The sequence below is a fragment of the uncultured Microscilla sp. genome (assembly GCF_947493425.1).
Taxonomy (GTDB): Bacteria; Bacteroidota; Bacteroidia; order Cytophagales; family Microscillaceae; genus Microscilla.
In genome coordinates, this window is record NZ_CANLRP010000001.1 from 129,286 (window position 1) to 153,856 (window position 24,571).

The following is a 24,571-nucleotide window of genomic DNA, read 5'->3' on the forward strand; positions in this document are numbered from 1 at the left end:
ACACATTTACAATGAAATTCAACTGTTTGACTCACCACAAATTGTCGAGAAATGACCATCACTACTCAAACTAAACAAAATTTTTTACAATTACTTCAGTCTACACAAGAGCAAAACGTGGCTTTAGCCCTGCAAATGGCTCAAAACAACGCCCAACTTCAGGCGCTCATTCCCAATTACTTGCCTTTGGTTCAATGCTTCATTAATAGGGAGGCTACCCAAGTAGAAGCGAGTCATATTGCCCGGTTCAATCATACTGTTTTAGAGTTTACAGACCACCCTGCAATACAAATACCTAAAGAAATAGCCCTGTTACAACACGTAGAAGAGTTGATGATGTATGATAACTTGCTGACTTGCCTGCCAGTGGAAATGAGCCAGCTTATTCAGCTCAAAAAGCTTAATTTATTTCATAACCCCTTCAAAGAATTTCCCAGGGTGGTTTGCCAAATTCCACACTTGGAATGGCTTTATATAAGCAGCAAAGAAATTTCCAGTTTGTCAACCGACATTGCTCAAATGCAGGCCTTACGTTGGTTTTCGATAGTCAATACCCAAGTGTCAGATTTGCCGCCTGAGCTATTTCAATTACACCAACTCCAGGAATTATTATTGAGTAATAATAAAATTGAAGTATTGCCTGATGCTATTGGGCAACTTACTGGTTTAAAAAGGTTGGTACTGGCTGACAACCCTCTGACCAATATCTCCAACGAAATAGGTAAACTTAAGAACTTAGAATACCTAAACTTGGAAAACACTCAGGTTGATTTGCCTCCTACTTTGGTAGAACTTGATAGGTTAGAAATATTAGATTTATCTCAAAATGTTTTTGCTGAACTACCCTGGCAAGTGTCAGAACTATCAGGTTTACGCTTGCTTATTTTAGGACGAAATAAGCTGACCCAACTGCCTGACACAATCAGCAAGTTACAAGGTTTGCAGGAGTTGTATCTAAATATGAATAACTTTACTTTTTTGCCTGATAGTATAGGCGATTTAATCAATTTAAAAGTGTTGTTCGTACCTGGCAATAAACTTACTACTTTGCCCAAATCATTCAAAAACCTTCAGCAACTCGAAATGTTGCAGATGGATAGTAATCAGTTGAAATACATTCCACCAGAAGTTTTTATGCTTCAAAACCTAAAAGATTTAATTATCCGTGACAACCAACTCGTACGCATTCCTGAAGAAATAAAACAGCTAAAGAAACTGGAATCCTTATATTTAGAAAAAAACCATTTGCCCACAGAGGTTATCCTGCAAGTAAGGCAATGGTTGCCACACTGTGCAGTACACGCTAATTGATAGATCAAATGCCACAAAAAGTTTTTTTGCATATCGCCTTTAGTTGTACAACCGTTTTGGTGTTGTGGTACACCACAAGTATGCAACCTTCGGTACCTTATGATGCTTGTGCACTTTGCGACGGCAAACAGTATTTGGCAGCTTATGATTATTTTAAAGGCAATACAAGTACCTACTGTGTCAAGTTTCCTTTTCATAGCCGGGTGGCAGTACCTTGGTTAGCGGCTCAGCTCCCTACCAATAACGCCCAACAAGCTTTTACCTGGTTGCATTGGGGTTTTACTTTGCTGGCAATACACTTTCTACTTTTTTGCTGGCAAGCAATGAGTTTACCCAGACATTTGCAAGTGATAGGGGGGAGTTGGTTACTTTTTCATTGGACAGGCATTGTACGATTCAATGTATATGACTTTGCTACAGTAGATGTACCACTTTACCTATTGCATAGTTTATTGTTACTGGTATTTATTCGTCCCCGTTGGCTATGGCTACTGTTGCCCATTACTCCTTTGGCAGTGGCTCAGAAAGAGTCTTGGTTTGCCCTGATCATTATATGGGCACTATATGAACTTATTCAACAGCGGTTTTTTTCCGCAAAACCAACTTATAAGCGGTTTAGGTGGTTGGGCATTGCTGTGCTACTAGGCTTTATTACCAAGGTTTTGCTCAATCACTGGTTTGTTCCAGTAGGAGGGGAGGGTAAAAATTCGCTCATCACCTTGCTATTTTTTGTGCGCGAAACCCTACAAAACCCTCTAGACCTGTTGCGTTGGGTAGTAGCCATGTTTGTGGGTTTTGGTGGTTGGTGGTTGCTTGCCTGGCAAAATGTAGGAAAACTTCCTAAAAAACTGAATATATTGCCTATGCTGATTGTGTTCAGTGCTTTACATCTGTTGCTAGGCATATTGGCAGGGCGTGATATGACCCGTATTATGTTTTTGGGTTATCCTTTTATCATGACATTGGTGCTTTGGCGTATTCAAGCCGAAAGCAAGTGGGTACTGGTGGCTACGGCAACCCTAAGTTTACCAATTATCCGATTTTTTTCGCTCATTCCTCTTCAAACTAGCCAAAACGAAGCCTTCAAGACTTGGTTTCCCGAATATGCTGACTTGGGCACAGTAGCTGCGTGGGCAGCCTATATGGTACTTAGTTATTGGCTCATTGCTCAAAGTCGGCGTTGGTGGTCTTTTTTATTCAGGCAATGGCAAAAAAATGAACCAAAAAGTAGGAAGGATTGATAGGAGGAAACCGGCTACATTCGGCAGTATCAGTCTGTTTGTCTAAAAGCATTTACTATCAAAAGCAATTTACTTCACTATTCCTAATTGTGCCAGCTCTTCTGGAGTAACTGTAGGAGGAAAGCCCTGTGTCTTAATCTTATTGACCACAAAATCGGCTACTTTTTGAGCTTGAGCTTTGGTGTCAAACCCCTTAATGCCTGGTAAACTTGGTTTGTGTGTTTGACGGATGCGTTGTGTTTTACCGTTCACTATTGCTGTTATTTCGTAGCCAAAAGTGCCCTCTTCACCATCAATTATCTTGGTCTCAAACAATGCTTCGGCATAAGGATTTACAGCAGGTGTATTACCTTGAGGTTTATTTGGTTTTGAGGGTTGATCAGTAGTAGAATGGCTACTCGAATCTTTTTGATTACCTGAACCCTTAGAGTCAGAAGGCTTACAAGCCCCCATCATCCATAGTAACAATAAGCAAAATAAAGAGAATTGTTTCATCTTGATGTTGAATTGACGATAAAAGTAGGCAACGAGCAACCAACCCGTTGCCTTTAGGTATTTAGGCTTTATCTAACGCCAGGTTTTCCAGGTTCTTTTGCCAATTCCAGGCATCTCGCAGCCCTTCTTCTATGCTCCTTTGAGCTACCCAACCCAATTGTTGCTGGGCTTTGTCTACTGAGGCATAAATTTGTTCAATGTCTCCTGGGCGGCGTTCGCCTAATAAATAATTGAGTGATAAACCACTTACTTGCTCAAAAGTTTTTACTAACTCCATGACCGAGTGCCCCTTGCCAGTACCAATATTAAAAGCTTCGCAAAGCCCTTTCTTGTCAGCAACATTGGCCGCAAATCGCAAAGCCTTTACGTGAGCATCTGCCAGGTCGAGCACATGTATATAGTCACGTATACAAGTACCATCAGGGGTATCGTAGTCGTTGCCAAATACTGTAAGTTGCGGGCGTATGCCAGCGGCAGTTTGTGTAATAAAAGGTACTAAATTGCCTGGTACACCTAGTGGCAGTTCTCCAATTTGTCCACTGGGGTGTGCCCCAATAGGGTTGAAATACCGCAATAATACCGCATTCATTGGCGATTGCTCAGGATTAAGAACATTGCTGGCAACCGTGTCTCTGATAATTTCTTCACACACTTGTTTGGTATTGCCATAAGGCGAAGCCGCGGGTACTACTGCTGCCGTTTCTGTAACAGGAAGCGTAGCTGGTTGCCCGTATACAGTACAAGATGATGAAAAAACCAAACTGCTTACCTTATGCCTCAGCATAGGGTCTAGCAAGTTGATAAGTGATCCAAGGTTATTTCTATAATACTTCAAAGGGTTTGCTACCGACTCGCCCACTGCTTTGTGCGCAGCAAAGTGGATGACCCCCTGAATATTGCCTTCTTGCACAAACACTTGGTCAAGGGCTTGTGCATCGTTGCAATCTACATTATAAAAAGAAGGTTTCATTCCTGTTATTTTCTCTAACGCCTCAAGAATGTAAGGTGATGAGTTATCAAAGTTGTCTATAATCACAGGGTCGAGTCCCTCCTTTACTAATGAAATAACCGTATGTGAGCCAATAAAGCCTGTGCCTCCTGTTATTAAAACTTTCATTAGTGCATGTGGTTAAACCTGGGCTTCTTGAGCCGATTTTTTTGCTAAGTAATTTTTAAAGTATTCGTAAGTAATTTTAAGCCCCTCAGCACGCGATACCTTTGGTTCCCAACCAAGCATTTCTTTGGCGCGGGTAATGTCTGGTTTTCGTTGCTTAGGGTCATCCTTCGGCAAATCTTTGTAAATAATTTTTTGATCGGTACCCGTAAGCTTTATTATTTCCTCAGCAAAATCTTTGATGCTGATTTCGTCAGGATTACCAATGTTTACAGGGTGGGCATAGTCGCTCATTAGCAAACGGTAAATGCCTTCCACCAAATCATCTACATAACAAAACGAACGCGTTTGTGAACCATCACCAAACACTGTCAAATCTTTGCCTTGTAAAGCTTGTCCTATAAACGCTGGCAATGCACGACCATCATCCAGACGCATGCGAGGACCATAAGTATTAAATATTCTAATGATGCGGGTTTCGAGTCCATGAAATGTGTGGTATGCCATAGTAATAGCTTCCTGAAACCGTTTTGCTTCGTCGTATACTCCACGGGGACCAATGGGGTTTACATTGCCCCAATAGTCTTCGTTTTGAGGGTGTACCAAAGGGTCTCCATACACTTCAGAAGTAGACGCAATTAGCATACGAGCCTTTTTTGACCTGGCGAGCCCCAATAGATTGTGTGTACCTAAAGAGCCCACCTTAAGTGTTTGAATAGGAATCTGAAGATAGTCGATAGGGCTGGCAGGTGAAGCAAAGTGTAAAATGTAGTCTAAGTCGCCTGCTACATACACATATTTAGAAACATCGTGATGATGAAACTCAAATTCTTTGAGGGGCATTAAGTGCTCTATGTTATCCATTGAACCTGTAATCAGGTTATCCATTCCTATAACATGATACCCTTCTTTGATAAAACGATCGCTAAGGTGAGAGCCCAAAAAACCTGCTGCTCCTGTGATCAAAACCCTTTTCATGAATATGTATTTATTAGATAAATTTAGAAGAAATCTGACAGTATTATTACATTGTAACTTAAATAAGTTGTTGCGTAGTTCGAGGTTCGTTTGGTTTCTGACGATGATCAAAATTTATCCCGCAGGGAACTAGCAGAGTTAGTTTACAATTCCGATTCATATCGGAACCAAAGCTACGCGATGTTTTTGATAAGAAGTCAGAGGGCAAACGAAGCCGAAAAAAGCATAAGATATTTAGTTTACAGTGTAATTATAACCATCTACATAAAATAAGCCCATAGAACCACTTTATAAGAGTGTTTTATGGGCTTATCATCCTGTCTTAGTTTTTTACTACTTCTCGTCCAATGCTATAGTATTTGTAACCAAGTTCTTGCATTTGCTCCAACTCAAACAAGTTTCTTCCATCGAAGATCACCTTGTTTTTGAGCAACTTGTTTACTACCTCAAAATCTGGTGTTCTGAATACCGGCCACTCTGTAAAAATCAGTAGTGCATCAGCGTCTAACAGTGCACCATAAGGGCTGTCTGTATACTCTATTTTATCGCCAATTACTTGTTTTACATTGTCCATGGCCTCAGGGTCATAAGCTTTTATTGTTACACCCTCCTCCAACAATGCGTGAATGTTTTCCAATGAGGGTGCCTCGCGTATATCGTCGGTATACGGCTTAAACGAAAGTCCCCAAACAGCTAATGTTTTACCTTTTAGATCATTATTAAAATGCGTCTTGAGCTGAGGTAATAACTTGGTTTTTTGTTCTTGGTTTACACTCATTACCGAATTGAGTATTTTGAAATCGTACTCATATTCATTGGCAGTTTTGGCCAGCGCCTGTACATCCTTAGGAAAACAGCTTCCTCCGTAGCCAATGCCTGCAAATAAAAAGCGCTTACCAATACGGGCGTCAGTACCAATCCCTTGACGAACATTGTCAACATTGGCACCAGCCTTCTCGCAAAGATTGGCTATTTCGTTCATAAAAGTGATTTTGGTAGCCAAAAATGCGTTGGCAGCATACTTTGTCATTTCTGCTGAGCGCTCATCCATAAAAATGATAGGATTGCCTTGGCGTACAAAAGGCATATAAAGCTTTTCCATACGTTTACGGGCTTTATCAGATGACGTACCCACTACCACCCGGTCGGGTTTCATAAAATCTTCTACCGCCACACCTTCACGCAAAAATTCAGGGTTTGATACTACATCAAAGTCTACCTTGGCATTTTCGGCAATTTTGGCATGTACTTTTTCGGCTGTTCCTACAGGTACTGTACTCTTGTCAACAATTACAGCATACTCCTCTAGCAAATGCCCTAAATCGCTGGCTACTTGTAAAACATATTTTAGGTCAGCGGAGCCATCTTCACCTGGGGGGGTTGGCAACGCCAGAAAGATGATTTGAGCCCCTTTGATGCCTTCTTCAAGGTTGGTGGTAAACTTAAGGCGTTCTTGTTTGATATTGCGGTCAAACAATACATCTAAACCTGGCTCGTAAATAGTGATTTTACCTTTTTTTAGCTTGTTTACCTTCTCGGTATCTATATCAACGCACGTAACATTATTACCGGTTTCGGCGAAGCAGGTACCTGTAACTAAACCTACATATCCAGTACCAACTACTGCTATTTTCATATATCAAATTATTAGTGATGGCAATGTGTTTTTTATGTCAAAGAGTGCCAATAAAACAACATACATATTCTTATTGTTGTACAATTACTGGATATCCCCTTCATTAAATATGAATAGCTAAATAGCAAACAGTTGCTTGATTTTAGAATGACATAACTAATGAATGTTGATGCTCACATCAATCACAATTTAGTAATTTGTGTGAGAAATTAATACCATAAGGGATATATTTAAGGGTGACAAAGTATAAATGATCCTCTGATCCCTCCTTCATTGGCCAGAACCTGTAATGATGTTTTGTTTGCTCCCTTAGGAATGGTGAACAAAATAAAGCTCTATAGAGTGTTAAATAGTTATTTTTCCGACAAATGAAGTAAGGCGATATCCACTGGGTGCTAAGCCAAATTTACAGGATAAATTGCTTACAAAGCATGTCAGAAAAAGCAACCGTTAAAAAAGTTTATAGCCCTGATTTACCAGAGTAAGCTTATTTTTGACACATTCCTTAGAAATATTCCATTTAATAAGCTTCCCACTTCAGGGTTTGGTAAAGCCTTCGCAGTAAAATATGCCCTAAAATCAGAAAGTTATTTTTTGTCCATTTCTTAAAAGACAAAACTATAAGTTTATTACTTTAATTACCAGTTTTTGTGAAATAATGCAGCAATCATTATCACTTATTCATGAAAGCCATCAACAAGTGTAAATTCAGGTAGGTTGTAATGTTATAAACAAAACAAAAGTATGTCTGATAATGTTAGATGTAAGAATTTGAAACAGAAAAAATTTTTTTGAAAGAAAACTACCTCTCAAAGAAAAATTAGTTCGGCTTTTTAAGTTTTCGCCAAATTATATCTTAATAAACAGTAACTCAGTAGACTTGAATTACCCCTAAAATAAATGAGAATAAGCGAGAGGTTGTTATAGTATGATTTTATTTCTATTTTCGCATTGAAAAATTCAATTTAACATGCACACAGAAACTTTGTCCAATCGAGAAGAAATCATTGCCGAAATAACCCAAAGCGTTACCGATTTTGGTGAAAAACATATCCGCCCCTACATGATGGACTGGGATGAAACACAAACTTTTCCACGAGAAATATTTACCCAAATGGGTGAACTTGGTCTAATGGGAATGTTAGTTCCAGAACAATATGGTGGATCTGGTTTTGGGTATAAAGAATACGTAGCTGCTATTGTGGCGGTATCTAAAATAGATAGTTCTATTGGTTTGTCCATGGCAGCGCACAACTCTTTGTGTACCAACCATATTTTACAATTTGCCAGTGAAGAACAAAAAAAACGCTGGTTGCCTAAACTTGCCACTGGCGAATGGATAGGAGCTTGGGGGCTTACCGAACCCAATACTGGATCTGATGCTGGTAATATGCGTACTACTGCCGTGTTAGATGGAGACGAATGGGTGCTCAATGGAGCCAAAAACTTTATTACACATGGTATTTCAGGAAATATAGCAGTGGTAGTTGCCCGTACAGGCGAACCCAACGAGTCTGGTAATGCATCTGCTTTTGTAGTAGAGCGTGGTACAATGGGGTTTACCGGAGGCAAAAAAGAGAACAAACTTGGAATGCGTGCTTCTGAAACAGCTGAAATGATTTTTGATAACTGTCGCATCCCTAAAGAAAATATGCTGGGTAATGTAGGTGATGGTTTCCGTCAGGCATTGGCGATTTTAGACGGTGGACGTATTTCTATCTCAGCATTGTCGCTTGGTATTGCTGAAGGAGCGTATGAAGCTGCGTTGCAGTATGCCAAAGAGAGACAACAGTTTGGACAGCCTATAGCCAACTTTCAGGGAATATCGTTCAAATTGGCAGATATGGCAACCGAGATAGACGCAGCCAAACTATTGACTGAGCGTGCGTCTGATTTAAAAGATGCTGGTAAGAAAGTAGGTAAAGAATCTGCAATGGCCAAGTATTATTCTTCTGAGGTAGCAGTGAGAGTGTCTAACGAAGCTGTACAAATATTTGGAGGATATGGTTATGTGAAAGACTTTCCGGTAGAAAAGTTTTATCGTGACTCTAAACTCTGTACCATTGGCGAAGGAACCTCTGAAATTCAAAAAGTAGTGATTTCAAGAGCCATTTTGAAAGGATAAGAGTTTTTTGATATATAATAAAAACCCTGAGCATTTTCACGCCCAGGGTTTTGTTTTCGAGGTTAGTATAATACTATTCGCTTGGCAACGTTGTAGTCGGAGGTACTTATTTTTAAAATATAGACTCCTTGCTTATCCTGAGCATTTGTAATGGCAAATGATTGAAATTGAGCCTTGGAAATTTTCCCAGATCTTACCTTTTTACCCGTAAGATCAAATAATGCCCAATCAAGCGTAGTTACTACTGTTGGTAGTTGCAAATTTGCTTTGATATCTGTACCCCGTCCAGGGTTGGGAGTAATGCGCACAAAATCATTGGGATTGGTCGACAAGGGGGCAGTCGTCAAAGATACATCATCTATATAAATATTGTTTCCATAAGCATTTACCCCAATAAATGCTACCTGAAGCTGCGAGTTACCCAGCCAGGCACCTAAGTTTACTTTTTCGGTACGCCAATGACTATCCTGTGTTGGTTTCCAGTTTTCCTTCACTGCCTCATCGGTAGCAAGCGTATCGCCATATTTTTCATAAGCTGTTATAAAGGTTTTACCACAATCAGTAGTTATCCCCACTTTTAGCCCATCTCTCGACACCAAGTCTTCGTCTTTAAAGGGAGCATAAGCCACCCTAAAGCTTAAAGTAAGGCTTTGAGCATTGCTTATATCCAGCAAGGGCGAAATCAGGTAATCGAGTGCACCTGTTTGTGGATAGTCAAAGTAAGACAATAGCATCGCGTCATTTGCCGAAATTTGGTTTTGTACAGCCAATGTAGTGAGTTGCCAGGTTTCGTTATCATCTGGGTTGTTAATTTGCCAGAGGGTGTTTAAGATGGTATTATCAGTAAAGTCATACCTCAAAGGCAGCTCGTTCAATGGCAGTACCTTAAAGGTTTGCGTTTTAGTATCGTTGGCTGGCTGAGAATCGGCATTACCGTTAGGTAGCTCGCTGTATACCTTAAGCTCATGTGTAGTTCTTGATACTTGAGTACCAGGCAAAGCAACTGTAGTGGTGTCCAGCGAGGCAAGGTTACCCTGCCATTCAAAAGTTTGTACATTGTCCCCATCTACCTCATACTTAATCGTAAGCGATGTTAGTTCATTGTTTCCAAAGTTTCGTACCAACACTTTAGGTGCTATTTCCTGTGTACACAACGAGTTTTGGATTTGGCTAATGGTTACTATACTGGCATTGTCTGGTGTAAGTATTGCCACCTGCAAACCAGGAGAGTTCTTAAAGTTTCTCCGAGGACTATTTGCCAATACGGTGCGCATGCGTTTTTTTTGTTCCTCTGTAAACAGGTTCATACAAGGATCATCCGAATAGTCCATGTAGTTTTCTATTTGTGCCTCTGCACCGTCACAGGCAAGTGGTTTAGGATTGGGGCAACCCGATGTCTGAAAGTTTACAGGAGGAGTATCAGTGCAATAATCATCGGTAGGGCAATTACCATCGCCCGATATATGTAGTAAACCCAAGTAATGACCTATTTCGTGGGTAGCAGTACGCCCCAAGTGAAAGGGAGTTTTTACATTGCCTGTATTTCCAAAAGCTTGATAGTCAACAACTACTCCATCTGTTAATGGGTTTTTAGTAGTACCATTCTGAGGAATACCTACTACATCGGTTTCCGGAAACTGAGCATATCCTAAAAAACCGTCCAGATCACATACCCATATATTCAAATAATTAGCAGAGTTCCAGTAACTCAAGGCCTTCAGAGTTTGGTCATCTGGCACATCCCAAATATTTTTGTTTCCTTTTACCCGTACAATACCATCAGTAGGTATACCTTCCGGCGATTGAATCGCAAGTTGAAATTCTACCTCTATATCTGCTCCTGCCGGGTGAGCATTATACCCATTCGTATGGAGTTTTTTTCTGAAATCTTCGTTCAATATCCTGATTTGAGACACTATTTGTGCTTGCGATATATTGGTGCCTTCACCTACTGGTTCGCCGTTATGCACCACATGTACCACCACCGGAATAGTGATTACTTCTTCAGTTGTTCGTTTATTACCAGGGTTGGTGACTTTACGTTGTAACCATTGCTCAAAGTCAGGCGAGGACGAATGGGGCACACAACGCACTGGAGTTTGTTGAGCGTTGGCCTGAAATACATTCGTCAACATCAATAAAAGAACAAGCAGAGGTGTAGTAGTGTAATTTGCCATTAGATAAAGTATTGTTGTGTGCTATACACATTCATAGTAAAAAAATGCCTGTCTGAGAGGCAAAAAAAATGAGGTGACATAAAGTACCTCATTTCTCATATAAAATATGCCTTCCCTTTATATTATTTACATAGGGGTCATGTTAATTGCCTCTACTGCAGTAATCTCTGGTACTGCCTTACGGATAGACTCTTCTATACCTGCCTTTAATGTCATAGCTGACATAGGGCAAGAGCCACAAGAACCCATCAGCTCTAGTTTAACAACCCCATCTTCACTTACTTCCAGCACTTTTACATCACCTCCATCTGTTTTGAGGTAGGGGCGAATAGTATCTAGTGCGTTATCTACGCGCTCTATCATATCTATTGTAGTATCCATAAATTCGTTTGGTTTGAGCTAAGCAACCCCAGGTTGCTATACTTTAATTTCTACTTTTTGTGTTTTAGGCTGGCTTGCATTACGTATAGCTACTTGCTGGGCAAGGCTTTGGGCAAGCCCTTCAAAGGCTTTAACGGTGGTTTCATCAGCATCTTGTACTGCAGGTACTCCATTATCTCCTCCTTCTCTTATACCTTGTACCAAAGGTATTTCTCCTAGAAATGGCACCCCAAAACGTCTTGATAACTCTTTACCGCCATCTTTGCCAAAAATATAATATTTATTATCGGGTAATTCGGCAGGTGTAAAATAAGCCATATTTTCTACTACTCCTAATACTGGCACATTAATTTGAGGCTGACGGAACATAGCCACTCCTTTGATAGCATCGGCCAAGGCTACTTTTTGTGGAGTAGTTACAATCAATACCCCAGTTACAGGAACTGCCTGTACTAAGGTAAGGTGTATGTCGCTGGTGCCAGGAGGCAAGTCAATGAGTAAGTAGTCTAGCTCGCCCCACAAAGTATCACCCAAAAACTGAGTCAGTGCTTTACTAGCCATAGGACCACGCCAAACTACAGCGTTTTCGGCGGGTGCCAAAAAACCCATAGAGATAATTTTAACTCCCAGGCTTTCTATGGGCAAAATCATATTCTTACCATCTACTTCGGTTACTTCAGGTTTGCCGTTTTCTACTCCATACATTGTAGGTATAGATGGTCCATAAATATCAGCATCGAGCAAGCCAACCTTTGCTCCACTTTTAGTAAGCGCCATTGCCAGGTTAGAGGTAACTGTAGATTTACCTACCCCACCTTTGCCAGAGGCTATAGCAATCACATTTTTTACTTTGGGCAATACCGGTGTAGTACCAAATCGAGTAGAAGTGACCTCAGCTGTCATATTAACTGTTACTTCCACTTCTTTATTTACATGTTCATGTATGGCGTCTTCACAACGTTTTCTTATCAATTCTTTTAATGGGCAAGCAGGAGTGGTTAATATTATTGTAAAACTAACTTTATTACCATCTATGCTAATCTTGTCTACCATATTCAAAGTAACCAAGTCTTTCTTAAGATCTGGTTCTTCTACTGTACTAAGAGCTTTTAAAACCGCTTCCTGAGTAATATTCATATATGTTGTTCTTTTCGAATCCTATTTAAATTTTAGCTATACAAAGATAACACATAATTCTAACTAATTTGGGTTTTAAATGGTTTGTCGCTGCACTCACTTGTTTTGTTTTTGAGTGTGCTAAAGATTCATTCAGGAAAAGATTAAGCGGTTTTTTTTGTAAAAATGTGTGGGAAAAAAAAGTGTTAATAAGTAGTAAGAGTGCTTAAAAAGAGCCTTTTTTTGATATTATGTTTTAAAATGAAATATATAGATTGGTTGTAATATTTTTACCCCATTCGAGCATATTATCGATTTTAAACAGCTTTAGAAACCTGCGATAAGAAACAAATCATTGGTTTAAACGGAGCAATCGCTATTTAATAAGTAAAAAACACGATATATCAGATCGATTGGTTTTTTTTAGGAAAGCCAAAGAAATGAAGGTTTAATGGGTGTATACCATATATATGTAAGGCTAAATACACATGTAGCTAAGCAAAAGACATTGATTTTTTTAGGTTAGAGAATAGTAATACTTTTATGATGACGAGAAATATAAATTATTTGACCCTGTAACTTTACAACAAGAGTGAAAAGTTTTTTAAATAAAATCACCTATATATATTACGATTCTAGATTACATGTAATTCGTATTCGCTTATTTGGTTATTCATCTCCTGATTTGTACAAAGAAGCCTGGACTCAAGCACTAAAAATTGCTAAAGACAACCAGTGCAACCATTGGTATTTAGATCAAAGAGAGTGTTATGGCATTACTGCCGAAGACTTGGAATGGCTTACCGAACGTTGGTATCCTCAGTCGGTAGAAGAAATGGCACAATTGAATTTGAGCGAAAAGCGAGTCAATGCATTTTTATTACCCTTAAATATTTCGGGACGTTTTTTAACCAAAATCACGTCTTTTCATCGCAAAGGCAATACACCAGTTACCCATCGTGGTAATTATTACTTTACCCGTGAAAACCAAGCATTGAGTTTCTTGGCGCAACCTGCCTGATCCAGGTTTACAGATAGGTGGTCAATGTTTATTATGAAATTTATTGGTAAAAACCTCTCAAAGCCGTGGAGGTTTTCTCACCCTCAAGCAATATGCTTCTATTAAATCCTTCCCTTATATATTCCAACCAATCCAATTAAACATTTTCTGTTAATTATTTTCACTACAAAACATTGACCATCTACTAAATTAGCTTGCTTCTGATTGAGCGTCTTTCATTCAACCTGAGCCTGTATTGATGATTTACAGCTATGCCAGGTAACAAACTATACCCACCAATATCCCCAAAAAAATAATCCCTACAAACCACATGATCATATCTTTACGTTGACGTTCTTTTCTGAAATGATTTTGCCAGGCTTGCTTCTCCTCTAGTGTTGTATCCCTTTCAGGAAAACCTGTATTTTTAACTTCACCTATCCCTTTAGGGTTTGTGTTATCAAACGGCAATTGTCTGTTACGTTGATTGTTTTTCAAAGACGTAATCATTGCCTGAATAGATCCAAAACTCATACTCATTTATATTTAAGTTGATTACTGATTTATATAAACTTCAACGAGGGTTTAGACCATTGGTTAGGTTTGGCCACGAACAAAGTCAAAATACGGGTTTAAACTTTTTGATTAGCTTGTTTCATGCATTTTTTGATTAGTTTGTAAGCCCAATCATAATGGCTGGCTGTTGCTGAAATCAGGTAAGCCCCCAATGATGTAGACCCTGTCCAAGGGTAATGTTTCTTTTCAAACAACTCTTCATTGCTATGTTGGTGAATGAGTTTTTGGACAATGTTAAAAGAAGTTTCTAGTAGTATTTTTACGCGAAACAACTCTGTATTGGCGTATTTTTTTTGAATTACCTGATTGAGTTTTGGAGTATCCTTCCAGCGATAGCCCTCAGCAGGCATGGCAGGCTTTTGCCCATTCATTCCTACAGTATACCACTCAGTCATTAACAAATGCCAATGATGCAAGTGAGCCAACACATCCCGAATATTACGGTTAAGATACCCCTCAGGAAATGTAGTATTTTGTATATCTTCATCAAAACCAGCAATAAACTCGCATAAACGCGAATAATTTTTCTGACTGGTGTCAAGTAGTTCAGCTTTAGTTCGAGGTTTAGGCATACGATCTTAAAAATGAAAGGTGTATCATATACTGCAAATTTAAGTTTTATAGATCATTTTTCAGATGATCTAAATCATTGTTCAAAAAAAAATAAAGTCGTCTGCCTGTAAAAGATCCTACTGAAGGAATATATCTCGTAAAAGTAAAAATGAAAAAAAGGCTGTACAGAAGTTGTTGAAAAAATAAATGTATATTGTCATATAGCCTTTTTACATTCTTGCAAAAAGGTTACTTTACATCTAATACCTAAACAAATTACTGATATGGCAAAAGCTGTAGTGATTCCGAAAATGAACGAAGTTGAACCTGATTACATTATATTGAGTCATTGGCTAAAAAAAACGGGATCTTTTGTGAAATTAAATGATCCACTGCTAGAGGTAGAAAGTGATAAAGCTGTACTTGAAATAACATCAGATTTAGAGGGGACATTGCTATACAAAGTGGCACAAGAAGATGACAAACTTGTGGAGGGTATGTTGATTGGGATTATAGGCGAAGCACACGAAAAATTTGAGGATTATAAAAGTATTTTGGCTGAATATGGTGTACTAGAGGCTGACGCTCTACTTGTGAGAGAAAAAAAAATGCATGAAACCGAACCTGCTCAATCAACCACTATCTATACCCCTCAACATGGACAGGGTGGCTTTATAGCAAGCAATGCTACAGTTGTGGGTAAAGTTACCTTAGGCAATCAGGTATCGGTTTGGTATCAGGCAGTGTTACGTGCCGATGAAGACCAAATCGTAGTGGGAGATCGCACCAATATTCAAGATGGTTGCATTATTCATTGTGATGAAGGCAAGCCTACCACCATTGGGCAAAGTGTAACTATAGGGCATGGGGCTATCGTGCATGGAGCCTCCATAGGCGACTTTTCTTTGATAGGTATGCGTGCTACGGTGTTAAATGGGGCTCAAGTAGGTAAATACTGTGTCATTGGTGCCCATGCTTTGATTACTGAAAACATGGTTGTGCCTGATTACTCCGTGGTTATGGGGACTCCTGGAAAGGTGACGAAACAACTCCCTGAAAGTTATAAAGCTACTCTTGAAAAAGCTGCCAGTATTTATGTGCATCTAAGCGAAGAGTATATCAAAGGTATTTACAAAGCATTGTAATTTGCTAAATGAGTAGTGAGGCAGGGTTATTTTCCTGCCTGTTTTTCTACTGCCTTCCATACCCTGAGCACGTTGCCAGCACAAATTTTTTCAATATCTTTCTCAGAATAACCTTTTTTAAGCAAGTAATAAATCAGATTTGGGTAAAAAGAAACATCTTTTAAGCCTTCAGGCAGTGCATCCCCCACTCCGTCAAAATCTGAGCCTAATCCTACATGGTTTATTCCCGCTATTTGTACCACATGATCAATGTGTTTGACTACTTCGTGAATGTCAGCCTTTAATGGATGCTGTTTAATATATGCTTTAGCAGCAGCTTCACGCTTTTGGGGTGAAAGCTTTAGGTTTGAACGAATTTGAGTCATTTTGACATAAGCATTGCCTGAGCTTTCATTCAAAAACATTGCGCCAAAATTAATTTGAATTACTCCTCCGTTTTTAGCCAAAACCTTAATCATGTCATCTGTCATATTACGGGCAAATCCTGGGGTGAACTTTCGACATGAAGAATGTGACGCAATGACAGGAGCTTTGGACAATTGAATTACCTGATAAAAAGTCTCATCAGATACGTGCGATACATCTACCATCATTCCCAAACGATTCATTTCTTTGACTACTTTTTTACCAAAAGGACTTAAACCACCCCACGTCTTACGAGGATCGGTAGATGAATCACAAATATGATTATCTTTGCCGTGGGTAAGGCTGATGTATCGTATACCACGTTTGTAAAAGAAACTTAAGTTTTCTAGTCTTCCCTCTATAGGTGCTCCATTTTCCATGCCCATAGGCAGCGAAATAAGTCCTTTACGAAAGTGTTTCTCTATATCACGCGGAGTACGTGCCATCGCAAACTTTTGAGGGTTTCGCTCTGCTAACTCTTCTACTGTTCTTATCAATGCATTGGCAAAAAACTTAGCTCGTCCATTTTTATTTTGAAAAAACGCAGGAATAAAAATAGACATAAAAGGAGCATTTAATCCTCCTTTTTTTGCCCTGTAATAATCAAAGTCTCCCTTAGAAGTAGGCTTGGCTACATTTTCTTTACTGATTTTTATTCTGTATGGTGTATCTATGTGTCCATCAAGTATGATGAATTTTTGAGCCAGTTGCTTTGCTCGTTGATATAGTGGTTGGTCAGAGGTTTGCGATTGACAATGAACTGTGCTTCCAAAAATTAATAACAAACTTAACAGTGTTCTTTTGGTATTATTCATAAGGCGTGTGACTAAAGAATGATAAAAGAGGGTTTTTTCTAATATCAAGAAAATATGGCAGACTTGATAAAACTCTATCAAAATATTTTATCTTGACTACAGTTTATATAGTTAAACTGCTCTTTCCGAATATCCAATAATATGATCTCAATTCCTCAAAGGTTGCTTCATCAGCCTTTTATCCAACAGATATTAAGTGATGGAAAATCTTTTGTTTTAAAAAAGCAACTATCTGAACCTGCAGTTAACCGTGAAGGTTACATTAGTAAAGCTGTACTTTCTATGGTAACGAAAGGTTGCCAGCAAATTACTACCTGTGAGGAGCAAGTTATACAAATACCGGCAGGTACAATGACTTTTCTTCCCAAAGGTTTATACAATGTGTCAGACTTGTTTGCCAACAATGAAGGTTTCGAGAGTATATTGTTTTTTATAAGCGATGATGTTATTACTCATTTTTTAGAACAATCCCCTTTCGCTTCAGGAGTTTCATTAAAATCAACTAGCCATCTATCCTTTGTTGAAGTTAACTTGGTGATGGAATACTTTCAAGGGTTGGTACACATACTACCTAAAATGCCACTCATTCAGCCTGCTTTTGTTCAATTGAAAATATTAGAACTTTTGTATTTATTAGAAGCTCAAAACACTACTTTTCCTTACTTTTTGTGCCAAGCCCAACAAGGTGCCTCCCGAAATATCAAAACATTTATGGAAGCCCACTACGATAAACCACTTAGGGTAGAAGACTACGCCTACCTTACTGGAAAAAGTGTATCGACTTTTAGGCGTGAGTTTAAAGCCCGCTTTGGCAACACTCCACAAAAGTGGTTGATAGAAAAACGTCTTGATAAGGCTTACGAAGTGTTAATAAAAGCTGAAAGTAGTGTAACACAAATTGCTTATGATACAGGGTATGACAACGTATCTCACTTTATCAAAGCATTTAAAAAGAAGTATCAACTTACACCTAAACAACTTTTGCAAGAGCATAAAAATGTAAAATATTGACGCAAAAACACAATGCCTGATCATTTTGGAGTAGATTATCCTTAGTTAGCCCCGTACTTTTGTTTTGTATAACTCAAGAAACCTCTAAATCAAATCAGAAGATGAAAATAGCATTTATTGGATTAGGCATCATGGGGAGTCGCATGGCTAGTAATTTATTAAAGCATAAGGTAGATTTAACGGTCTATAATCGTTCTCTAATAGCAACCACACCTTTGGCGGCTCTGGGAGCCAAAGTAGCACATACTACTGTCGCAGCAGTCAAGGAAGCCGACATTGTATTTAGTATGCTTGCCAGTCCTCAAGTAGTGAAAGCCGTTGCTTACGGTCAGACAGGCTTTTTGTCGAAAATGAAGCCGAAAGCCTTGTGGATAGATTGCTCCACTATAAGCCCCGCATTTGCCCTCGCCTCTGCTCAGGAAGCCTCAAAACATGAGGTAGTATTTGTAGAAGCGCCAGTAGCAGGTACCAAACCCCATGCCGAAAATGCTGAACTGGTATTTCTTGTTGGAGGAGATACTACAGCCATTACACAAGCAACTCCCTATATGGAAATGATGGGTAAAAAGGTAGTACATATAGGCGCCATTAGTAAAGCCTCATCCCTGAAGGTTTTAATCAATTACCTCTTGGCTCAAGGAATGCTGGCTTTTGCCGAAGCTCTGGTAGTAGGAGAAAAACAAGGCTTGGATCGTTGTTTTTTACTTGAGTTTTTACCCAATTTACCTGTAGCAGCACCTTTCTTAAAGTCTAAAGCAAACAAGTTAGTACAACACGATGACGAGGTACAGTTTCCCCTGGAACTCATGTATAAAGATATAACACTGTTTGCTGATACTGCTGAAGCGAATAATATTACCAACTTGTCGACAGATGTAAGCAAGAACTTATACAAAACAGCCATAAAGCAAGGCTTAGGTCGAGAAGATTTTTCTGCAGTTTATAATTCATTGCTTCAACGTTTTTTGCCAATGCATCCACAAGAATAGTAGGGAAGTTATTGTAGCGGGCTAATTTCAATGCTCCAACTTCTTAACAGTTTATTAACAATGTTTAGTTTGCTGATAATAAGTGGGTTAGCTGTTAGGCACAATCTTTCCGAATTTTTTTTATAAAGTAGTGCAACTATTTAGCTTTGTTCAGCATCTTTGAATTGAATATTAATTAACAAACCATTTTCCATATAACCATTTGTTATAACCATATTACCACCATACACCATATAACCAAAATAAACATTAGTCTCAACTTAATGAGACATTTTGAAACCTTACAAATAATTAATCATCAAAAACACCCCCCACTTCTTATGAGTTTTGGAGGGTGTTTTTTTATGTACAGACAGTAAGTTACTCGTTTATGATACCTAAAAAATAATAGAAGAATTAGAAGAAAAGCATAGTTAAAAAACAATGAATTAACGAAGGAAAAAGAAGGAAATTATAAGTTGTAAAAAACACAAAACTTTATTTTGTTTTGTGTTTTTTATAAACGTTATTTGTGCCAAATTTTAGAGCAATTTAAACTTCAAAAAATATGCTGTTGTTTCAAAACGAAGTGGCTGATATCAATTTGGATGCTACTAACAATAGTTTGACGATTTCCTGGAAAGAAATTGTGTTTAAGCAAGATTACGAAGAAGTTTGGAAACATGCCTGGAATCTGGCATCTCCTTATGATATTACTGATTTTGTAAGTGATGAGACCAGGCTCTTAAGTGTAGCTGGTGATGGTATGGACTGGGTAATGAAAAAATGGGAGCCGCTTTGTGCCAAACGCTTGGGACTTACCCGTAAAATTGCTTTTGTACTATCTCCGGGTTTCGATGAAAGATTACAGACTCAAAACCTTATACAACAAGTAGGTTCATTGACTAATGAATTTATTTTTCAGCAATTTACAGATATGTATCAGGCCAAAGGATGGTTGTTTGCAGAAGAAGCAACACTTACAGTCTAGCAATAAGGTTCAAAAATATACTTATTACGAAAATGGCTACTTGTCTTGGATTGAAGACAAGTAGCCATTTTTATGTTTTGTCCTTCTTTATTGCTAAAAATTCACGTAACATAAGTTCTAATAGATGTTGGGATTCAAAGAGTGAACTTTGCTTACTTTTAGTGTCTTGCACTACTTTGCTGTTTCACTAAACCCTATGCTTATTCTATCCTAGACTATAGGTGATTAATCATTTTTAGTTTCAAATCTTTTAAGTATCCTATTTTGGTTGCAGGTTATTTTATCTAAGCAAAGCCTACTTAGTTAAACCTGTTTTTGCGCCTGATGACTACCCCAAAACACTTGAAATTTACTTGGCTAAATCCCGCAAAAACGCTCCAAAACCCTAAAAATCTTTCTTTTCAGACCTATGTTTATTTTTTGTGATCTATTTGCAATCTAATTATTAATTCCTAACTTTGCACTCCGTTTGAAAAATGTGATGGTAACTACTTATTATTCAAGTAAGTAGTTTTATTTTGAATAAAGATTGCTGAAATGTCAGGTCTAATCGGAAAAAAAATCGGAATGACTAGCATTTATAGTGCCGAGGGAACTGTTGCCAAACAGATTCCATGCACGTTAATACAAGCTGGTCCTTGCGTGGTTACGCAAGTAAAAACAACAAAGAATGATGGGTACGAAGCTATTCAAGTAGGCTTCGATGACAAGAAGGAGAAAAACACTCCCAAACCTTTACAGGGTCATTTCAATAAAGCAAATACAACTCCAAAACGCAAGTTGGTGGAGTTTCAGTTCAACAAAAATGTTGAGTTGGGACAGGAAATCACTGTAGGTGATGTATTTGCAGAAGGTGACTTTGTTGATGTCGTTGGAACATCAAAAGGTAAAGGTTTTCAAGGAGTTGTGAAGCGTCACGGGTTTCATGGTGTCGGAGGGGCAACCCACGGACAGCATAACCGACAACGCCATCCTGGTTCTATTGGTGCTGCATCTTATCCTGCAAGGGTATTCAAAGGTCTGAAAATGGCTGGACGTACTGGTAACAAGCGCGTAAAAATTCAAAACTTACGCATTGTTAAGATTTACCCAGAGCAGAATCTTATCTTAGTAAGCGGGTCAGTACCTGGCGCAAAAAATTCATACGTAATTATAGAAAAGTAATCTCGATGGAACTGGAAGTAATAAACAGGGAAGGCGAAAGTACTGGTAAAAAAGTTACTTTGGCAGATGCTATATATGCCATTGAGCCTAATGACCACGTAATTTATCTGGACGTAAAACAGCACTTAGCGAATCGTCGACAAGGTACACATAAAGCAAAGGAAAGAGCAGAAATTGTAGGTTCTACCAAAAAGCTTAAAAAGCAAAAGGGAACTGGTACTGCTCGTGCGGGTAGCATCAAATCGCCATTGTTCAGAGGTGGAGGACGTATCTTCGGACCTCGTCCGCGAGATTATCACTTTAAACTAAATCGTAAAGTGAAATCACTTGCTCGTAAGTCTGCTTTGACTTATAAAGCCAAGGAAAACAATATCACAGTTGTTGAGGATTTCAATCTTGAGGCTCCAAAAACGCAAGACTATCAAAAAGTTTTGAATAACATTTCTGAAAAGAATGAAAAAACTTTATTGATCTTGCCTGATCACAACAAGAACTTGTATTTGTCAAGTCGTAACCTGCCTAAGGCAAAAGTACTACCTTGTAGCCAAATAAATACTTTTGAGCTATTGAATGCAGACAAAGTGTTGATTTTTGAGAGTTCAGTAGAGCAAATTGAAAACTTATTCAATTAGGAAAATGAACGAGAAAATGATACTAAAGAAGCCTTTAATTACAGAAAAGACTTCTAAAATGATCGAAGAAAAAGGGCAGTATACTTTTATCGTAGATGCTCAGGCTAACAAGATTGAGATCAAGAAAGCCATAGAGAAAATGTACAATGTGACTGTAGAATCGGTAAATACCATCAATTATGCTGGTAAGCCGAAAACCAGATATACAAAATCTAAGGTAATTACAGGACATACTCCTAATTATAGAAAAGCGATAGTTACTACCGCTCTGGGAGAGGATGGAGAGAGAGAGATGATTGATTTTTATGACAATATCTAATTTGAAGGTATAATGGCAGTAAAAAAACTAAGACCAATTACACCTGGACAGCGTTTTCGTTCAGCACCTTCTTTTGATGAGTTGAGCTTCGGTAAGATAACTATCAAAGAGAAAGAGGTTGATCGTAAAGGAAAACCTGAAAAATCTTTGTTGAAGTCTCGCAAAAAATCTGGCGGACGAAACAACAAAGGTCGTATGACTATGCGGTATATGGGTGGTGGTCATAAACAACGTTACCGCGTAATAGATTTTAAAAGAGAAAAGTTTGATATTCCCGCTACTGTTAAATCTGTAGAATACGATCCAGCAAGAACTGCTCGTATTGCACTACTTTATTATGCAGATGGTGAAAAACGTTATATTATAGCTCCTGAAGGTCTAAAAGTAGGACAAACCATTGTTTCAGGTGAAAATGTTGCTCCTGAAGTAGGAAACACTCTACCATTAGGTAATATTCCTTTAGGTTCTGTGGTTCATAACCTTGAGTTAAAGCCTGGTAATGGTGCTGTATTGGTACGTAGTGCAGGTACTTATGCTCAACTGGTAGCTCGTGAAGGTAAATATGTGACCTTAAAAATGCCTTCTGGCGAAATGAGAATGGTTTTACAGAGTTGTTTGGCAACTATTGGAACCGTTTCTAACGGCGATCATATGAATGTTCGTTTGGGTAAAGCTGGTCGTAAACGCTGGTTAGGTCGTCGCCCTCGTACTCGTGGGGTAGCAATGAACCCGGTAGATCACCCAATGGGTGGTGGTGAAGGTCGTTCTTCTGGTGGACACCCACGTTCTCGTAAAGGTTTGTATGCCAAGGGTAAAAAGACCAGAAAGAAAAACAAATATTCAGATCGTCTAATTGTTAAGAAGAGAAAATAATGGCACGTTCACTTAAAAAGGGACCATACATTCAGCATCACCTTCAAAAGAAGGTAGAAGCTATGAGCGAATCTAAGAAAAAATCGGTGATAAAAACCTGGTCTCGCAGATCTATGATTTCTCCCGATTTTGTTGGGCTTACCTTTGCTGTTCATAATGGGAACAAGTTTATCCCTGTATTTGTAACAGAAAACATGGTAGGTCACCGGTTAGGTGAATTTGCACCTACTCGTAACTTTAGGGGACATATTGCCAAAAAAGATAAGAAAAAGCGATAAGGTATCATGGCTGAAAAAGAGACTTTAGAAGAAATACAAGAAGCTCCGAGAAAAGTAAAAAAGTCGGTTCGAATCGCGCAAAGAAAAGAGGAAATCAGAGAGCGTAAAGAACAAATGGCTGGAAAGCGTGGTGCAGTGAAAGCTTCTTTGAATAATGTACCTACTTCTCCTCGCAAAATGCGCTTAGTAGCGGACTTGGTTCGTGGGCAAAAAGTAGATCGTGCTTTGAACATTCTTAGGTTTGATTCAAAAGTAGGGTCAGAGTACATTGAGAAATTACTACTATCTGCAATTTCTAACTGGGCAAATGAAAACGAAGATCGTAAGATCGAAGATGCCAACTTATATATCAAAGAAATTTTTGTAGATGGTGGTCGTATGTTGAAGCGTTTACGTCCTGCTCCACAAGGTAGAGGACATCGTATCCGTAAACGTTCTAATCACATTACTATCGTGATTGATAGTTTGAATCCGGCAGATGCGGATAATACTACTTCGGACAACGATAACACTGAAAACGAAAACTAAGGATGGGACAAAAGGTTAATCCAAACGGTTTACGACTAGGCATCATCAAAGGATGGGAGTCAAACTGGTACGGAGGAAAAAACTACTCCAATAAATTATTAGAAGACGAAAAAATTCGCAAATATATTCACGCACGTATTCCTAAAGGTGGTATTTCACGAATTGTAATTGAGCGTACACTAAAACGTATCACTCTTACTATTCATACTGCCCGTCCCGGAGTTGTTATTGGTCGTGGAGGAGCAGAAGTAGATAAGATCAAGGAAGAGCTTAAAAAACTTACAAGCAAAGATGTTCAAATCAATATCTTTGAAGTAAAGCGTCCTGAGCTTGATGCTAAACTAGTAGGCGAATCAATAGCACAACAACTAGAAGCTCGTATTTCTTACCGACGTGCAATGAAACAAGCTATTGCGGCTGCTATGAGAGTAGGTGCACAGGGTATTAAAATTAAAGCTGCTGGTCGTTTAGGTGGAGCTGAAATGGCTCGCTCAGAACAATACAAAGAAGGGCGTATTCCTCTTCACACTTTAAGAGCTGAAATTGATTATGCAATCTCAGAAGCCAATACCATTTACGGTAAAATTGGCATAAAAGTGTGGATATTCAAGAAAGAAGTATACGGTAAGCCTGATTTGTCTCCAAATCAAGGAGCAGACAACGAACGTTCAGGACAACCACGTCGTCGCCGCGATCAACGCAGAAAAAAGCGTAACTAGAAAACGTAATTTTAAAAGATA

At 38.7% G+C, this 24,571-nt stretch carries 25 protein-coding genes; 15 read left to right on the forward strand and 10 right to left on the reverse strand.

Going from position 1 to position 24,571, the window contains the following annotated elements; genetic code table 11:
• Window positions 1-51 precede the first annotated feature (51 nt).
• Entirely contained in the window at window positions 52-1,311 is a 1,260-nt protein-coding gene (locus tag Q0954_RS00505; RefSeq protein ID WP_299452256.1) for a leucine-rich repeat domain-containing protein, read from the forward strand.
• An 8-nt stretch (window positions 1,312-1,319) separates the two neighbouring features.
• Window positions 1,320-2,552 carry a hypothetical protein gene (locus Q0954_RS00510; protein WP_299452258.1) on the forward strand — a complete coding sequence of 411 codons (1,233 nt, stop codon included), beginning with the start codon at window positions 1,320-1,322 and terminating at the stop codon, window positions 2,550-2,552.
• A 69-nt stretch (window positions 2,553-2,621) separates the two neighbouring features.
• On the opposite strand, the gene Q0954_RS00515 is transcribed toward Q0954_RS00510, so the two are convergent.
• The 4 genes from Q0954_RS00515 to Q0954_RS00530 all read right to left on the reverse strand — a co-directional run bounded on the left by Q0954_RS00515 (window position 2,622) and on the right by Q0954_RS00530 (window position 6,775).
• Window positions 2,622-3,047: a DUF4907 domain-containing protein gene (locus tag Q0954_RS00515; RefSeq protein WP_299452261.1), complete on the reverse strand. Its 426-nt coding sequence runs from the start codon at window positions 3,045-3,047 to the stop codon at window positions 2,622-2,624.
• Between the two features lie 61 nt (window positions 3,048-3,108).
• The gene (gene galE / locus Q0954_RS00520) at window positions 3,109-4,164 is read right to left on the reverse strand and encodes a UDP-glucose 4-epimerase GalE (RefSeq protein ID WP_299452263.1); all 1,056 of its coding nucleotides are present in this window, start codon (window positions 4,162-4,164) and stop codon (window positions 3,109-3,111) included.
• Window positions 4,165-4,176: 12 nt separating this feature from the next.
• A complete protein-coding gene (locus tag Q0954_RS00525) occupies window positions 4,177-5,139 on the reverse strand; it encodes a UDP-glucuronic acid decarboxylase family protein (protein ID WP_045114667.1) in 963 nt (320 codons plus the stop codon).
• Window positions 5,140-5,461: 322 nt separating this feature from the next.
• A complete protein-coding gene (locus Q0954_RS00530; RefSeq protein WP_299452271.1) occupies window positions 5,462-6,775 on the reverse strand; it encodes a UDP-glucose/GDP-mannose dehydrogenase family protein in 1,314 nt (437 codons plus the stop codon).
• A gap of 970 nt (window positions 6,776-7,745) precedes the next feature.
• On the opposite strand from Q0954_RS00530, the gene Q0954_RS00535 reads away from it, so the two are divergent.
• On the forward strand, window positions 7,746-8,900 hold the full coding sequence (locus Q0954_RS00535; RefSeq protein ID WP_299452273.1) for an acyl-CoA dehydrogenase family protein: 1,155 nt from the start codon (window positions 7,746-7,748) through the stop codon (window positions 8,898-8,900).
• Window positions 8,901-8,962: 62 nt separating this feature from the next.
• Here the strand turns inward: Q0954_RS00535 and Q0954_RS00540 are convergent, their stop codons facing one another.
• From Q0954_RS00540 to Q0954_RS00550, 3 genes are all read right to left on the reverse strand, one after another.
• Window positions 8,963-11,077, reverse strand: coding sequence for a M43 family zinc metalloprotease (locus Q0954_RS00540; RefSeq protein ID WP_299452276.1), 2,115 nt, complete (start codon window positions 11,075-11,077; stop codon window positions 8,963-8,965).
• 126 nt (window positions 11,078-11,203) lie between these two features.
• The gene (locus Q0954_RS00545; RefSeq protein ID WP_002703225.1) at window positions 11,204-11,458 is read right to left on the reverse strand and encodes a NifU family protein; all 255 of its coding nucleotides are present in this window, start codon (window positions 11,456-11,458) and stop codon (window positions 11,204-11,206) included.
• A gap of 36 nt (window positions 11,459-11,494) precedes the next feature.
• Window positions 11,495-12,595 (reverse strand): Mrp/NBP35 family ATP-binding protein, encoded by a 1,101-nt coding sequence (locus tag Q0954_RS00550; RefSeq protein ID WP_299452288.1) that lies wholly within the window; start codon window positions 12,593-12,595, stop codon window positions 11,495-11,497.
• 571 nt (window positions 12,596-13,166) lie between these two features.
• On the opposite strand from Q0954_RS00550, the gene Q0954_RS00555 reads away from it, so the two are divergent.
• Window positions 13,167-13,595, forward strand: a complete 429-nt coding sequence (locus tag Q0954_RS00555) for a hypothetical protein (RefSeq protein WP_299452291.1) — start codon at window positions 13,167-13,169, stop codon at window positions 13,593-13,595.
• 249 nt (window positions 13,596-13,844) lie between these two features.
• On the opposite strand, the gene Q0954_RS00560 is transcribed toward Q0954_RS00555, so the two are convergent.
• Both Q0954_RS00560 and Q0954_RS00565 read right to left on the reverse strand, forming a co-directional pair.
• On the reverse strand, window positions 13,845-14,108 hold the full coding sequence (locus Q0954_RS00560) for a hypothetical protein (RefSeq protein WP_299452293.1): 264 nt from the start codon (window positions 14,106-14,108) through the stop codon (window positions 13,845-13,847).
• 98 nt (window positions 14,109-14,206) lie between these two features.
• Window positions 14,207-14,722, reverse strand: coding sequence for a ClbS/DfsB family four-helix bundle protein (locus tag Q0954_RS00565; protein WP_299452296.1), 516 nt, complete (start codon window positions 14,720-14,722; stop codon window positions 14,207-14,209).
• A gap of 264 nt (window positions 14,723-14,986) precedes the next feature.
• Here Q0954_RS00565 and Q0954_RS00570 point away from each other — a divergent pair, with 264 nt between their 5' ends.
• A complete protein-coding gene (locus Q0954_RS00570) occupies window positions 14,987-15,847 on the forward strand; it encodes a biotin/lipoyl-containing protein (protein WP_299452299.1) in 861 nt (286 codons plus the stop codon).
• A 26-nt stretch (window positions 15,848-15,873) separates the two neighbouring features.
• Here Q0954_RS00570 and Q0954_RS00575 read toward each other — a convergent pair whose 3' ends face one another.
• The gene (locus Q0954_RS00575; protein WP_299452302.1) at window positions 15,874-17,067 is read right to left on the reverse strand and encodes a dipeptidase; all 1,194 of its coding nucleotides are present in this window, start codon (window positions 17,065-17,067) and stop codon (window positions 15,874-15,876) included.
• 141 nt (window positions 17,068-17,208) lie between these two features.
• Between Q0954_RS00575 and Q0954_RS00580 the strand changes: the two genes are divergently transcribed.
• The 10 genes from Q0954_RS00580 (at window position 17,209) to rpsC (ending at window position 24,550) form a co-directional block, all read left to right on the forward strand.
• Window positions 17,209-18,078, forward strand: a complete 870-nt coding sequence (locus Q0954_RS00580) for an AraC family transcriptional regulator (protein ID WP_299452305.1) — start codon at window positions 17,209-17,211, stop codon at window positions 18,076-18,078.
• Between the two features lie 59 nt (window positions 18,079-18,137).
• The gene (locus Q0954_RS00585; protein WP_299452307.1) at window positions 18,138-19,067 is read left to right on the forward strand and encodes an NAD(P)-dependent oxidoreductase; all 930 of its coding nucleotides are present in this window, start codon (window positions 18,138-18,140) and stop codon (window positions 19,065-19,067) included.
• A 547-nt stretch (window positions 19,068-19,614) separates the two neighbouring features.
• The gene (locus Q0954_RS00590) at window positions 19,615-20,037 is read left to right on the forward strand and encodes a hypothetical protein (protein ID WP_299452309.1); all 423 of its coding nucleotides are present in this window, start codon (window positions 19,615-19,617) and stop codon (window positions 20,035-20,037) included.
• A 537-nt stretch (window positions 20,038-20,574) separates the two neighbouring features.
• A complete protein-coding gene (gene rplC / locus Q0954_RS00595) occupies window positions 20,575-21,201 on the forward strand; it encodes a 50S ribosomal protein L3 (protein ID WP_299452311.1) in 627 nt (208 codons plus the stop codon).
• Between the two features lie 5 nt (window positions 21,202-21,206).
• Entirely contained in the window at window positions 21,207-21,833 is a 627-nt protein-coding gene (rplD, locus tag Q0954_RS00600; protein WP_002695040.1) for a 50S ribosomal protein L4, read from the forward strand.
• Between the two features lie 16 nt (window positions 21,834-21,849).
• Complete coding sequence (gene rplW, locus Q0954_RS00605) at window positions 21,850-22,152, forward strand: 50S ribosomal protein L23 (protein ID WP_299452429.1); 303 nt, start codon at window positions 21,850-21,852, stop codon at window positions 22,150-22,152.
• A gap of 12 nt (window positions 22,153-22,164) precedes the next feature.
• The gene (gene rplB, locus Q0954_RS00610) at window positions 22,165-23,025 is read left to right on the forward strand and encodes a 50S ribosomal protein L2 (RefSeq protein ID WP_299452323.1); all 861 of its coding nucleotides are present in this window, start codon (window positions 22,165-22,167) and stop codon (window positions 23,023-23,025) included.
• Window positions 23,025-23,303 (forward strand): 30S ribosomal protein S19, encoded by a 279-nt coding sequence (rpsS, locus tag Q0954_RS00615; protein ID WP_002695048.1) that lies wholly within the window; start codon window positions 23,025-23,027, stop codon window positions 23,301-23,303. The genes rplB and rpsS overlap by 1 nt, the downstream gene beginning before the upstream one ends.
• A 114-nt stretch (window positions 23,304-23,417) precedes the next feature.
• Window positions 23,418-23,831, forward strand: coding sequence for a 50S ribosomal protein L22 (gene rplV / locus Q0954_RS00620; protein ID WP_232296791.1), 414 nt, complete (start codon window positions 23,418-23,420; stop codon window positions 23,829-23,831).
• 2 nt (window positions 23,832-23,833) lie between these two features.
• Window positions 23,834-24,550, forward strand: coding sequence for a 30S ribosomal protein S3 (rpsC, locus tag Q0954_RS00625; protein WP_299452327.1), 717 nt, complete (start codon window positions 23,834-23,836; stop codon window positions 24,548-24,550).
• Window positions 24,551-24,571 lie beyond the last annotated feature (21 nt).